Origin of the sequence: Sphingomonas pseudosanguinis (genome assembly GCF_014196255.1) — a bacterium.
In the GTDB taxonomy this organism is placed as follows: Bacteria; Pseudomonadota; Alphaproteobacteria; order Sphingomonadales; family Sphingomonadaceae; genus Sphingomonas; species Sphingomonas pseudosanguinis.
Map to the genome: position 1 here is coordinate 346,995 of NZ_JACIDH010000001.1, position 13,239 is coordinate 360,233.

The window sequence follows — 13,239 nt, forward strand, 5'->3', positions numbered from 1 at the left end:
GCAGCCTCGCAGTTTGGGAGACGAACCCATGCCATGGTGTCTGCACGACCAGCGTCGCGACCAGCGGAGCGACGTGTTGTCGCGCTTCGATCCGCGATACTGGACGGTCGATTTCCCGCGCCCGATGATGGCGTCCGTCGTCGCGACCGCGCCTGACGCCTTGCGCGTCGATACGGTCTTCTATCGCACCGACGATCTGGCGGGGCTGATCTGGGAGTCCGCCGACCGGCACGACCATGTTCTGCTTCGCTATGACACCGTGCGCGACTATCGGGACTGTCGGTTGCGGTTCCGCTGGCGCTCGGGCGGGATCAAGCCGCTCGATGCGCGGCACGGCCCGACGCTGACCATCGAGGGGCGCGACGAAAGCGGCAAGGCCCGGGCATGGTATGTTCGGTTGTGGAACTATGCGAGCGGTACGCCGGAGGATGCCGAGGTCGCGATCGACTTCGCCGACCTGGCCGGCGGGTTCCGCTTTCCCGAGGATCGCGATCCCGTCTGGGCGGGCGATGTCGACCGGATGTTCGTCTCGCTGGTCGCGCCCGATTATGACGCGGGTGCGGGTTTCCTGACGCAGCCGCAGGAGGGTTGGGTCGAACTGACCGGCATCGCCTGCGACGGTCCCGGCGCGGTGATCGGCATCGGCGCGGCGGTGTTGCCCGAACAGGGGTTCCGGATCGCCAGCGGCTATGACGACAGCTATCACCTGACGCCGCAGCGTCTGCTGCGCAACATGCTGCATCTCGGCTACCGTGACGCCATCGTCCATTATGTCGGGATGAGCCATTACTTCCGGCTCGAACGCAGCGGCGACGGGTTGTACGCCAGCCTGAACGGCGGGGTGCTGAACGTCGCCTGTGCGGCCTGGCAACGCGCCTTCGCGGGCGAGGCGAAGGCGCTGGGCTACGACCTGATCTGGTCGCTGTCCTATGAGCTGTTCGACGCGCATTGCTGGGGCGACTGGAAACAGCGCTCGTTGGACGGGGCGCCGGCATTGACCGGCTGGGAGCCGCCCTCGACGCTGCTCAGCCCCGCGCATGGCGGCGCGATGGCCTATCTTCAGGCGGTGGCACGCGCGTTTCTGGCGATCGGCCAGGCGGCGGGCTTGGCCCCGACATTCCAGGTCGGCGAGCCATGGTGGTGGGTGCGCCCCTCGGACGGCGCGCCGTGCCTCTATGACGCGGCGGCGGTGGCGGCGTTCGCGCCGGTGCCGATGGCGAGCATCGCGGGCGCGAAAAGCCAGGCGCAGCGCGACACGCTCGACCGGGCGGGGGCGTGTCTGGCGGCATCGACAGCGGCCTTGTGCGCGGCCGCGAAGGCGGCGGCGCCGGGCTGCGTCACGCATCTGCTGACCTATCTGCCGACCGTGCTCGATAGCCAAGCGCCCGAAGCCAAGCGCGCCAACATGCCGGTCGGCTGGGCGAGTCCCGCTTTCGATGTGCTGCAACTGGAGGATTATGACTGGGTGACGGCGGGCGACACCGCCTCGACCCGCAAGGGCATCGCGCTGGCCGAGGCGCGGCTGGGCTATCCGCCCGAGCGGCAACATTATTTTTCGGGCTTCGTGCTGCGCGGCGATCAGCGCGGGCAATGGCGCTGGATCGCCGATGCCGCGCAGGTCGCGCGTGCGCGGGGCGTCGCCGCGACCTTCCTGTGGGCGATGCCGCAGGTGATGCGCGACGGGTTCGTCTGTTGGGATGGGGGAGAGGACGCGGTGCAGGCTTTCGACGATGTGCTGTTCCCGCTGGCGCTGGGGCGCGAGGCGGAGGTGACGCCCAGTTTCTCCACCGCGATCCTGACCGGCGCGGGCGGGCGCGAGGCGCGCAATGCCGCCTGGGCGGAGGCGCGCACGACCTATGATGTCGGCCCCGGCATCCGTTCGGCGGCGGACATCGCGGCATTGCTGTCCTTCTTTCGCGCCCGGTTGGGGCCGGCGCGCGGGTTCCGGCTGCGCGATCCGTTCGACAGCATCGGCACCGACGAGGCGATCGGCACCGGCGACGGCACCACCCGCCGCTTCGCGCTGGTCCGCCATTATGGCGATCAGGCCCGGCGGATCACCCGGCCGGTGGCGGGCAGCGTCTCGGTCACGGTGGCGGGGCGGAGCGTGACCGGCTTTGTCGTCGAACCCGGTGGCTGGCTGCTGCTCGATCCCGCGCCCGCCGATGGTGCCGGCATCACCGCCAGCTTCACCTTCGACGTGCCCGTCCGCTTCGCCGAGGACCGGCTGAGCGTGACGCTGGCGGGATTCCAGGCGGGGGCCGCCGCGTCCGTCCCGCTGGTCGAGGTGCGCGAGGCATGAGCGGCGACACGCTGAGCGGCTGGGTGTTGTGCTGGCGGATCGACCGGCGCGACGGGGTGACGATCGGGCTGACCGGGCACGACCATGACCTGTGGATCGACGGCCTCCACTATCGCGCCGCGCCCGGTCTGACGCCCAGCGCGATCCTGCGCGGCGATGGCTTGGACGCCGATCTGATGGAGGCCTCGGGCGCGCTGACGAGCGAGGCGATCGGCGAGCATGACCTGCTCGGCGGTCGCTGGGACGGCGCGCGGGTGTCGGCGTTCGCGGTCGACTGGGCGGACAGGACGGCGTCGGTGCCGCTGGGCGAAGGCACGATCGGCGCGGTGCAGCTGGGCGAGGGCGGCTTCAGTGCCGAGCTGCGCGGGATCGGCGCGTCGCTCGACCGGCCGGTGGCGGAGGAGACCTCGCCCGATTGCCGCGCGACGCTGGGCGACCGGCGCTGCCGCGTGGCGATGGCGGGGCGACGGCGGTTCGCGCGCGTGACGGGGTGGGACGGCGCGGTGATGCTGACCCTCGATACCGCAGAGCCGAGCGCCAATGCCTATGGTCAGGGCCGCCTGGTCTGGTTCGGCGGGGCCAATGCCGGGCTGGAGACGGTGATCGCGCGGTCGGACGGCAAGGAAATCTGGCTGTCCGCCGCGCCGTCCTTCGCGATCGAGGGGCAGCCGCAGATCGAATTGGTCGAGGGCTGCGACAAGCGTCTGGACACCTGCCTGTCGCGCTTCGGCAATGTCGTGAATTTCCGCGGCGAGCCGTTCCTGCCCGGCATCGACCTGCTCACCCGCTATCCCGGCGCATGAGTGCGGTGGAGGCGGCGGCGCGGGCGCTGGTCGGCACGCGGTTCCGGCTGCACGGGCGCGATCCCGCGCACGGGCTGGACTGTGTCGGGCTGGTCGCGGCGGCGACGGGGCGGGGCGCGCCGACCGGCTATGGCTGGCGCAGCGGGGATGCGGGGCGGGTGGCGGCGCTGCTCGACGCGGCGTTCGCGCGCGGCGGGGATGCGCCGGGCGCGGTGCTGTTGCTGCGCGCCGGGCCGGGGCAGCTGCATCTGGCGATCCGGGTGAGCGACGGGATCGTCCATGCCGATGCGGGGCTGCGCCGTGTCGTCTGGCGGTCGGGCGTGCCGCCCTGGCCGGTGCTGGGATATTGGAAGGGGGAGGGGTGATGGCGACCTTGGTCTTGGGGACGGTGGGCCGTGCGCTGCTGGGACCGGTGGGCGGCGCGATCGGGGCGTTGATCGGCAACAGGGTTGATCATGCGGTGCTGGGCTCACCCGGCCGGCAAGGCCCGCGTCTGGCCGAGCTGTCGGTGCAGACATCGACCTATGGCACGCAGATGCCTGCCATCTTCGGCACGATGCGCGTCGCCGGACCGGTGATCTGGGCGACCGATCTGATCGAGGCGCGGGGGACGACCGGCGGGGGCAAGGGGCGGCCGGGCACCGAAAGCTACAGCTATTCGGCCAATTTCGCGGTGGCGTTGTCGGGACGGGCGATCCGGCGGGTGGGGCGGATCTGGGCCGATGGTCGGCTGCTGCGCGGGGCGGCGGGCGACTTCAAGGTGGCGACGGGGTTCCGCCTGCATCCGGGCACCGAGGATCAGGCGGTCGATCCGCTGATCGCCTCGGTCGAAGGGCCGCGCGCCTCGGCCTTTCGGGGCATCGCCTATGCGGTGTTCGAGGGGCTGGCGCTGGCCGAATTCGGCAATCGTATCCCGCAACTGACCTTCGAGGTGGAGGCCGATGCCGGCCCCCTGTCGTGCGAGGCCATCGCGCAGAGCCTGTCGCCCGGCGTGCGGCCGGGCAATGGCGGGACCATGGTCGCGGGCTTTGCGGCGAGCGGGGGCAGTGTGCGTGCGGTCCTGGCGATGCTGGCCGATATGAGCGGCGGGCAATGGGTGGCCGAGGGCGATGGCCTTCGCCTGTCGGTGCCGCCGGGTGAGGCGGCCGCGCGCATGATCAGGGACGAGGGGATGGCTGCGCAAGGAGCCGGCCGTCGCGGCCAGCGGGCGATCGCGGCCGATGCCAGCCTGCCCGCCAGCGTGACGATCGCCCATTACGACCCGGCCCGTGATTACCAGATCGGGATGCAGCGCGCGTCGTGCCCCGGTGGTGTGCGCGACGAGCGGCGCGATCTGGCGGCGGCACTCGATGCGACGACCGCGCGGACGATGGCACAGGACCGGCTGGCGCGGCTGGCGGCCGAGCGGGTGCGGCGCACCGTGACGCTGGGGCCCGACGCGCTGGCCATCGCACCGGGCACTGTCGTCGCGATCGACGGCGAGCCGGGGCGCTGGCGCGTGATCGAGGCCGCCTGGGAAGCGATGGCGGTGCGGCTGACCTGCGTGCCCATCGGCCATGCCGGGCCGATCCAGCCCGCTTCGCCCGGCCGGATCGCGCGCGACGACGACCGGGCGGTCGGCGCGACCCGTCTGATCGCCTTCGAGCTGCCCCCGCTTGACGATCAGCCGCTGGCCGGTCCCCGCCTGTCGGTCGTCGCGGCCGGCGGCCCGGGATGGCGACAGGCCGGCCTGTCCTACAGCCTGGATGACGGCGCGAGCTGGATCGCCTTGGGCGGGACGGCGATGCCCGGCCTGATCGGTCGCCTGGTGTCGGCGGTCCCTGGCGGGGGCGCCGCGCTGCTCGATCGGCGCGGGGCCTTGGTCGTGGCGCTGGCCGGGGATCTCGCCGATGCGGATACGGCGGCGATCGACGCAGGCGGCAATCTGGCGTGGCTGGGCGGCGAGCTGCTCCAGTTCGAGCGTGCCGAGCCCTTGGGGGACGGCCATTGGCGGCTCACCCGATTGCGGCGCGGCCTGCGCGGGACCGAGGCGATGATCGGTGGCGCGAAACCGGGCGACCCCTTCGTCCTGATCGACGCGGCCAGCATGCGATTGGTCGACCTCCCCCCGACCATGGTCGGCCGGACGGTGCGCGTCCTGGCCCATGGCGTGGGCGACGGGATCGACGGGGTGCAGACGCTCGCGGCGGTGACCGGCCAGTCGGTACGACCACCGGCACCGGTGCACTGGCGCTGCATGCGCGGCGCGGATGGCCGGGTCACCATCGGCTGGACCCGGCGCAGCCGGATCGGCTGGCGCTGGATCGACCGGGTCGACGCGCCGCTGGGCGAGGAGGCGGAACGCTACCGGCTGACTATCGGCGCGCGGGAGGAAGAGGTGTCGGTGCCCGGCTGGATCGGCACGGCACCCGACGGGACCCGCGTGACGGTGCGACAGATCGGCACCTGGGCGGAATCGCCGCCGCTGATCGGGATCATTGGGGGAGAGATGGAATGACCGATGCGACGCCGCGCTGGCGGCTGCCGTTCCTGGCGGCCGGACAGGCGCAAAAGGAATTGACTCATAACGAGGCGCTGATGCTGCTCGACCTGTTGTCGAACCCTTGTGTCGAGGCGGTGGGGGTGAACGCGCCCCCCGCCGACCCGACGCCGGGGCAATGCTGGGTCGTCGGGGACGATCCGATGGGGGCGTGGGGCGGGCAGGCACGGACGCTCGCCGCATGGACCGATGGCGGGTGGCGGTTCCTGTCGCCGCATGCCGGGCTGAGCGTGTGGAGCCGGGCGGATCGCTATCGCTGCCACTGGGACGGCGATGGGTGGCGACGGGGTTTGGTTCCGGCCCTGGCTATTCATATCGACGGAAAAAAAGTTGTTGGCGCGCAACAACCCGCCGTGGCGATCGGTGGCGGCGGTCAAGTCGTTGATTCTGAAGCGCGTTTGGCGCTCAAGGCGGTGATCGGGGCGCTGCAGGCGCATGGTTTGCTGGCGTCGGGGTAGGCCGAAATCTGTGCTCTTAATGCAACACCGGCGGGCTTTTGTTTCCTTGCGTGGAAACCAACGCTCCGATAGTGGGTTTGCGCTGTCCGTAGTGACAACCAAGAAAGGGGACTATGATGCGGAAGATTGCCATTGTTCTGGCACTCGCCTCCACCGCTCTGGCTTCGCCTGCCCTCGCCCGCGACAAGTCGTGGTACGTCGGCATCGAAGGCGGCGGGATGATCGTCGAAGACATCGATTATGATGTCGTCGGCACCAACCGCACTGGCGTTGCCAGCGTCGATCACGACTATGGCTACGACGTCGACGCCGTGATGGGCTATGACTTCGGTGGTTTCCGTCTGGAGACCGAAGTCGGCTACCGCCGCGCTACCGTTGACGGCTTCAGCTCGACCACGCTGACCAACACCGGCATCGGTGCTGGCACCGTTGCGGCTGGCAACTACGACTATGCCGGTGGCTCGACCTCGGCGCTCAGCTTCATGCTGAACGGCCTGCTCGACTTCGGTGCCGATGACGGCATCCAGGGCTTCGTCGGTGGCGGTGTCGGTGTGGCTCGCGTCAAGGCGAACTATGCCCTCAACAACCGTGCGGACTTCCTGAACGACTCGGACACCGTGTTCGCGTGGCAGGCTCTGGCGGGCATCCGTGCTCCGCTGACCGACCACATCGACGCGACGCTGAAGTATCGCTTCTTCAACGCCGAGAACGTCAAGCTGGTCGACGTCGCGAACAACACGTTCGACGGCCGCTTCCGCTCGCACTCGATCTTGGGTGGCGTGGCGTACAACTTCGGCGAACCGGCAGCTCCGCCGCCCCCGCCGCCGCCCCCGCCGCCCCCGCCGCCTCCTCCCCCGCCCCCGCCGCCGGCTCCCGAGCCTGTGGTCTGCTCGCCGGGTCCGTTCATTGTCTTCTTCGAGTGGGACAAGTCGGACATCACCCCGGAAGCAGCGTCGATCCTCGACAACGCGATCACCCAGTACCAGAGCTGCGGCAATGCCCGCGTGATGGTTGCCGGCTTCACCGATACCTCGGGTACGCCGCGCTACAACCAGGGTCTGTCGCAGCGTCGTGCCGACGCGGTGAAGGCGTACATGACGTCGCGTTCGATCCCGGATGGCTCGATCACGACCGAAGCGTTCGGCGAGCAGCGCGACAAGCTGCGCGTTCAGACTGCGGACGGCGTCCGCGAGGTCCAGAACCGTCGCGTCGAAATCACCTACGGTCCGGGCGCTGGCCAGTAAGCCACGCTCAGCCAAGGCTGATTGTAGAAAGAGGGAGGTCGGCGAAAGCCGGCCTCTCTTTTTTTGTGCGAATTCCGGGCGGAAAGGCGTGGCCGCTACGCAGGCTCTGCCAAGGGCGCTATCACCGGTCGTCCCAACCCCGGCTCCTGACGGAATGGCATCAGGATCGTGGTGGACTCCTGTGAAGGCCGGCTCCCGATCGCAGCCCATGCATGCGCTCGATGTCATGCGGCTCTACCTCGCACCCGTGATTCATCTTTTATTGGCGGCTTGTCCGATATGGGCATCAGGCTTGGGCACAGGGAGAGTCGGATGCCACTTGCAACGCAGTACTTCAAAGCGCGCGAAGCGCGGCGGCAAGTGCTGATCGCCTGCCGGATGAAGTCGGCCACGGGATGGGGGGATGTGTGCATCCACAACATCTCGTCGCGCGGGATGATGATCGCCTCCGATGCCGCGCTTTTCCCCGGTGCCTATATCGAGATCCGACGCGGTCAGCAGACGGTGATCGGGCGCGTCGTCTGGCAGCGCGAACGGTTTTCCGGCGTGCGCACCCAGGACGCCATCGACATCGACGCCCTGTTGCGCGAACCGCGCCTGCAACAGGCGCCCTCGCAGGAAAACGGTGGCGACCGCCGCCGCGACGCGGATCGCCAGCCTTTGCCCAAGCCCGCCAACGACCGGATCGCGATCGAGATCGATGCGGCCCGACGGATCGAACGCAGCCAGGCGATTTCCAGCCGGCTGCAGTTCAGCGCGCTGTGCCTGTTCGGACTGGTCGCGGCGATCGCTATCGCCATGCAAGTGGCGCAGATGCTGGGCAATCCGGCGCAGCGACTGGACGCCGCCCTGTCGATGGACAAGCCTGAGGCCGCCGCGCTGGTGAACTGACCCGGACAGACCAAGCGCCGGCGCATCGAAAGGCCGGCCCGGCTTATTCCGACCCGGGTGCCTGAAGCGCCTGTTCCAGCCATGCCGGCCGCAGCGCATCGCCCAATGCCTCGACCCGGCGATGTTCGACCATCAGCCCCAGCGCGGGATAGCGCGCGCGTGTCCGGTCGCCCGCCTCGGCCAGCGGAACCACCACGAGCCGCCGGTTGACCTTCGAGCGGTGATGCATCCGCGCCGTATTCTCCTGTCCGACATAGCAGCCCTTGGTGAAGCTGACCCCGTTCAGCTCGCGCGCATTGCACTCCAGCCACAGCGTCTCGCCCGACCCCAGTTCGCCCACGCCCTCCGTGACGCCCAGCGACAGGCGGTGCGCGGTCCAACCGGTCGTTACCTCTCCGGCCGGGGCCAGCCAGCGCTTACCCAGCTCCGCCAGGCGCGGATCGTCGGGGCGTCCCTCCGCCGCCTTGCTCCAATGCACCGCCAAATCCGCGACCGGATCGATCGTGATCGCGCGGCGCAGGCGATAGATGGCCAGCCGCCGCGCCAGCCCCTCGGCCTGGGCCGCCTCGGCATCGATCAGCACCGCGTCGCCGTCCGCCCACAGGATGAAGTCGAACAGCGCCTTGCCCTGCGGAGTGAGCAGCCCGGCCCAGCGTGGATGGTCCGGCGCCAGCCCGATCACGTCCTGCGTCACCAGACCCTGCAGAAAGCCGCGCACATCCTCGCCCGCGACGCGGATCAGGCGGCGGTCGGGCAGGGTGGTGGCGCCCAGGGTCGTGCCGGACATGATGTCGGGCTGCGTCGTCGGGGTGGTATCGGTCATTCCGGCAAGGTAGGAGGGCGCGACCCCATGCGAAAGGCCCGTTTGCCATGACCTTCGATCTGCTTCTCTCCGGCGGCACCGTTCACACCCCCGGCGGCCCGGTTCGTGCCGATGTCGGCGTGCTGGGCGGCCGGATCGTCGAGATCGGCGCGAAAGGCGATGCGGGCCGGGTGATCGACTGTACCGGGCTCGACATCCTGCCCGGCGTCATCGACAGCCAGGTGCATTTCCGCGAGCCCGGCCTGATGCACAAGGAAGACTTGGCCAGCGGCAGCCGCGCGGCGGTGATGGGCGGCGTGACCGCCGTCTTCGAGATGCCCAACACCAAGCCGAACACCGATTCGGCCGACGCGATCACCGACAAGCTGACCCGCGCCCAGACGATGTATTGCGACCACGCCTTTTACGTCGGCGCGACCAACCATAATGCGCGCGACCTCGCCGAACTGGAGCGGATGCCCGGCACGGCGGGCGTGAAGATCTTCATGGGCGCCTCGACCGGCGATCTGCTGGTGTCGGAGGATGCGCGGCTGGCCGAAGTGCTTGCTTCGGGCCATCGTCGCGTCGCCATCCATGCGGAGGACGAGGACCGGATGAACGCGCGTGCGGGCGAGCGGATCGAGGGCGATCCGTCCTCGCACCCCGTCTGGCGCGATGATGAGAGCGCGCTGCTCGCCACCCGCCGCATCCTGCGGCTGGCGCGCGCGGCGAACCGCCGTATCCATATCCTGCACGTCACCACGCCTGCCGAGCTGGAATATATTGCGCAGCATAAGGACATCGCCACCTGCGAAGTCACGCCGCAGCATCTGACGCTGGCGGGCGAGGAGGCCTATCCGCGCCTGGGCACGCTGGCGCAGATGAACCCGCCGATCCGCTCGGGCGCGCATCGCGACGGGCTGTGGCACTGGTTGAACCAGGGCGTGCCCGACGTGATCGGCTCGGACCATGCGCCGCACACGCTGGAGGAAAAGGCCAAGCCCTATCCGGGCAGCCCCAGCGGGATGCCGGGCGTGCAGACGCTGCTGCCGCTGTTGCTCGACCATGCGGCGAACGGCCGCCTGTCGCTCCAGCGCGTGATCGAGCTGACCAGCGCCGGCGCGCAGCGCATCTTCGGCATCGTCGGCAAGGGGCGGATCGCGGCCGGTTACGACGCCGACTTCACCATCGTCGACCTGAAGAAGCGCTGGACCATCGAGGATCAGTGGCTCCAGTCCAAATGCGGCTGGTCGCCCTTCACCGGTATGGAGCTCACCGGCAAGCCGATCGGCACGATCGTGCGCGGCCAGGTGGCGATGTGGGAGGACCAGCTCGCCGATGCGCCGACCGGCCAGCCGATCCGCTTCGAGGCGGTCGACTTCGGATGAGCGACAGCCGCTGGGTGCGCGACATCCGGGTCTATTGCCCGGTCGCGCCCCCGACGCTGGCCGCGCTGATCGCCGGCGATCCGGGCGCGGTGGAACGCGACGCCACCGCCGCCCCGCTGCTGGCGATCCTGCGCACGCCGCCGCTGGGCGATTTCGGGCGGTATCGCGAGGTCGTCGAACTCGCGATCGGTTATGAGGGGTTCCGGCCGGACGAGGGCGCTGTGCCGACGCTGGGCGCGGTGGGCGAGGCGAGCTGGTCGCCGACCGTTATTCTGACCGCGATCTATGATGCGGAGGCGGATGTGGCGGCGCTGGCGGATGCCCTGCTCGCCGCGCATCCGTGGGACGTGCCGGTGATCGCGGTCAGTGAGCCGTATCGGTTGCTGGTGCGGAGATAGGTTGGGGCGTGGGCTTCGACTTCGCTCAGCCTGAACGGCTGTTTGAGCGCAGCTCCAATCCCAACCTCCGTTCAGCCTGAGCGAAGTCGAAGGCCAAGGGAAAACCTCAGCCTCGAAACCTCAAAACGGCAACCACCGCGCCTTATGCGTGAAGTTCATATACCCCACATTCACGCCCGCACGCCAACCGACGCCCAGCCGCACCGGGATCAGCACGACATTGCCGCGCCGCAAATAGGTCGCCGCGAACCCGCCGACGAAATACAGCCGCCCCTCGGCCGCCGGGAAGCGGTGGAACAGCTCCTCGGTGTCATAGAGATTATAGACCAGCACGAACACCTTGTTCGCATCGCCACCAATGTCGAAGCCCAGCGACGGCCCGGTCCAATAGACCGGCATCTGCCCCTCGACCTTGTGCGTCATGATGCCCGAGCCATAGCGCAGTCCGACGACGAACGCGCCCGAGGCCTCGCGCCCCGCGATATAGGCGTTGGGGCGACCCTGTTCGCGCAGGATGCGCTCGATGATGCCGCCCAGGCCCTCGGCGCCCTTGCCGAACACGCCCTCGCCGGCGGCCAGCAGATCGTCGCGCTCGAAGGTATCGGCGGCCTGGCTGGTCTGCGTCGCGCGGCTTTCGGGTGTCTGCGGCGTGGTGACGGGCGGGGGGGCGCTATCCTGCGGCGTCTGCGATTGCGGGTAGGAGGGCACGGGGTCGGCCGGCACCTGCTGGCGCGGGGCGGGGCGCGAGGGCTGCGTCGCCAGATCGCTGTCGATCCCCTGATTGGGGTCGATCGTGCGAACCTGCGCCAGGGACGGCGAGGCGGTCGCACCCGCGACCGACAGACCGCAGAGGACCGACAGGCCCAGACAGACGAAACGCATGAACTTCAACTCCCCCGGCGAACCGATGCCGCAACGTTAACCAGTCGCCGCCTTGCAGCGCAATGAATGACACGGCAGGCTCTAGTCGATTTTCTGTGAAAAATCGCGCGCAGACCCGGTTGATTGCCTCCGCCGGCCCCGCTATAGCCGCACCTCGCCGCAGCCGGAGACGTGGGTGAGTGGCTGAAACCAACGCTTTGCTAAAGCGTCGTACGGGAAACCGTACCGAGGGTTCGAATCCCTCCGTCTCCGCCATATCGCGCCTCTGAGCTTTAGCGCGGCTCTTCCAAATCGATCGTCAAACGCTCAGCTTTCCCACCTGCAAACCGCATCGCCACACCGGCCGTACCAAAACGATGCTGCGCCGTCTCACCGCGCGGCTTTGCTTCGGGATCGATCCATGGCAGCAGCCTGTGTTAATAAACGGGGTGAATGAGCTGAGGGGATGATGCTCGCGGCGCGCATGGTTGGGCAGTGCGCGGCGAGGGCGTTATGTCCGATCGAAGGCTGGCGCCCCGAGGAATTCCTCGAAGGTGGCGGCCCATTTCCATGACCCAAGGCGTCCTGACCAAGTCGCTGGTGCAAACCGATACCGTGCCGCCCGAGCGGCGCGAGGCGGTGTATCAGGGCGGCATCAACAACACGCTGGCCACCACATTCCTGAGCCAGCCGGTCTTCGCCGATCTGCGGTCCTGCTTCGTCGGGCCGTTCCACATCATCGAACTCGTGGCGTCGCCGCGGCGGTCGGAGCGGACGGCGGCGCAGATCGCGCACGATCGGCATGACGGCATCAGCGTCCAGCTGGCGCGTCGCGGCGTGTCGCGCGGCGAGGCGGGGCGACGCAAGGTTCTCAGCACGCCCGGCACGGTCATGCTGCTCGATTTCGCGCAGCCCTTTTATATGGTCGACGAGGGTGAGCGTGACGTCATCAATGTCTCGGTCCCGCGCGTCATGCTGGCGGAGCGGGTGGACGATGTGCGGGCGCTGCACGGGCGGGTGCTCGATGCGGAGGACAGCACGCTGCTGGCGGTCCATCTGAACGCGATCGCGCCCCGGCTGGAGACCATGCCGACCAGCGCCGCGCCCGTGCTGGCGGATGTGCTGATGCAACTCGTCACGCTGGCCATCGGCCAGCCCTCGGGGCCGCCATCGGCCACCGACCGGCGCACGGCGCTGGCGCAACAGGCACGGCGGCAGATCGAGGCGCGACTGGGGTCGAGCGACCTGAGTCCCGAATGGCTGTTCGCGCGCCTCAACATCTCACGCTCCGAACTTTACGCTTTGTTCGAGGAGGAGGGTGGCGTGGTGCGCTATATCTGGCGACGGCGGCTGGAGGCGGCGCGCGACGCGCTGCTCGACGCGAGCGAAAAGCGGCGTATCGGCGAGATCGCCTTTCACTTCGGCTTTTCCAGCGAGGCCCATTTTGCCCGAGCGTTTCGCAGCGCGTTCGGCAAGACGGCCAGCGAAACGCGGCGCACACGCGGTTAATGTCTTCGAAAGGGACAAAGCGGCGCCGGCTGAACGGTCAGTCA

The 13,239-nt window shown here is 69.1% G+C and carries 12 protein-coding genes and 1 tRNA gene; 11 read left to right on the forward strand and 2 right to left on the reverse strand.

The window, feature by feature from the left end; genetic code table 11:
• Positions 1-28 precede the first annotated feature (28 nt).
• The 7 genes from GGR48_RS01730 to GGR48_RS01760 all read left to right on the forward strand — a co-directional run bounded on the left by GGR48_RS01730 (position 29) and on the right by GGR48_RS01760 (position 8,237).
• Entirely contained in the window at positions 29-2,302 is a 2,274-nt protein-coding gene (locus GGR48_RS01730; protein WP_183950176.1) for a DUF2460 domain-containing protein, read from the forward strand.
• Positions 2,299-3,105: a DUF2163 domain-containing protein gene (locus tag GGR48_RS01735; RefSeq protein ID WP_183950177.1), complete on the forward strand. Its 807-nt coding sequence runs from the start codon at positions 2,299-2,301 to the stop codon at positions 3,103-3,105. The genes GGR48_RS01730 and GGR48_RS01735 overlap by 4 nt, the downstream gene beginning before the upstream one ends.
• Complete coding sequence (locus GGR48_RS01740) at positions 3,102-3,470, forward strand: peptidoglycan endopeptidase (RefSeq protein ID WP_183950178.1); 369 nt, start codon at positions 3,102-3,104, stop codon at positions 3,468-3,470. The genes GGR48_RS01735 and GGR48_RS01740 overlap by 4 nt, the downstream gene beginning before the upstream one ends.
• Positions 3,470-5,602 carry a phage tail protein gene (locus GGR48_RS01745; protein WP_183950179.1) on the forward strand — a complete coding sequence of 711 codons (2,133 nt, stop codon included), beginning with the start codon at positions 3,470-3,472 and terminating at the stop codon, positions 5,600-5,602. The genes GGR48_RS01740 and GGR48_RS01745 overlap by 1 nt, the downstream gene beginning before the upstream one ends.
• On the forward strand, positions 5,599-6,102 hold the full coding sequence (locus GGR48_RS01750) for a DUF2793 domain-containing protein (RefSeq protein WP_183950180.1): 504 nt from the start codon (positions 5,599-5,601) through the stop codon (positions 6,100-6,102). Before GGR48_RS01745 ends, GGR48_RS01750 begins: the two co-directional genes overlap by 4 nt.
• A 116-nt stretch (positions 6,103-6,218) precedes the next feature.
• Entirely contained in the window at positions 6,219-7,346 is a 1,128-nt protein-coding gene (locus GGR48_RS01755) for an OmpA family protein (protein ID WP_183950181.1), read from the forward strand.
• 312 nt (positions 7,347-7,658) lie between these two features.
• Complete coding sequence (locus GGR48_RS01760; RefSeq protein ID WP_183950182.1) at positions 7,659-8,237, forward strand: hypothetical protein; 579 nt, start codon at positions 7,659-7,661, stop codon at positions 8,235-8,237.
• Between the two features lie 43 nt (positions 8,238-8,280).
• Here the strand turns inward: GGR48_RS01760 and ygfZ are convergent, their stop codons facing one another.
• Positions 8,281-9,060, reverse strand: coding sequence for a CAF17-like 4Fe-4S cluster assembly/insertion protein YgfZ (gene ygfZ, locus GGR48_RS01765; protein WP_240456151.1), 780 nt, complete (start codon positions 9,058-9,060; stop codon positions 8,281-8,283).
• 47 nt (positions 9,061-9,107) lie between these two features.
• On the opposite strand from ygfZ, the gene GGR48_RS01770 reads away from it, so the two are divergent.
• The gene (locus GGR48_RS01770; protein WP_183950183.1) at positions 9,108-10,427 is read left to right on the forward strand and encodes a dihydroorotase; all 1,320 of its coding nucleotides are present in this window, start codon (positions 9,108-9,110) and stop codon (positions 10,425-10,427) included.
• Positions 10,424-10,825, forward strand: a complete 402-nt coding sequence (locus tag GGR48_RS01775) for a hypothetical protein (RefSeq protein WP_183950184.1) — start codon at positions 10,424-10,426, stop codon at positions 10,823-10,825. The genes GGR48_RS01770 and GGR48_RS01775 overlap by 4 nt, the downstream gene beginning before the upstream one ends.
• Before the next feature lie 120 nt (positions 10,826-10,945).
• On the opposite strand, the gene GGR48_RS01780 is transcribed toward GGR48_RS01775, so the two are convergent.
• On the reverse strand, positions 10,946-11,707 hold the full coding sequence (locus tag GGR48_RS01780) for a DUF1134 domain-containing protein (RefSeq protein ID WP_183950185.1): 762 nt from the start codon (positions 11,705-11,707) through the stop codon (positions 10,946-10,948).
• Positions 11,708-11,872: 165 nt separating this feature from the next.
• Here GGR48_RS01780 and GGR48_RS01785 point away from each other — a divergent pair.
• Positions 11,873-11,962, forward strand: a tRNA-Ser gene (locus GGR48_RS01785).
• Positions 11,963-12,256: 294 nt separating this feature from the next.
• Positions 12,257-13,195 carry a helix-turn-helix domain-containing protein gene (locus tag GGR48_RS01790; RefSeq protein WP_183950186.1) on the forward strand — a complete coding sequence of 313 codons (939 nt, stop codon included), beginning with the start codon at positions 12,257-12,259 and terminating at the stop codon, positions 13,193-13,195.
• The last annotated feature ends 44 nt before the right edge of the window (positions 13,196-13,239 follow it).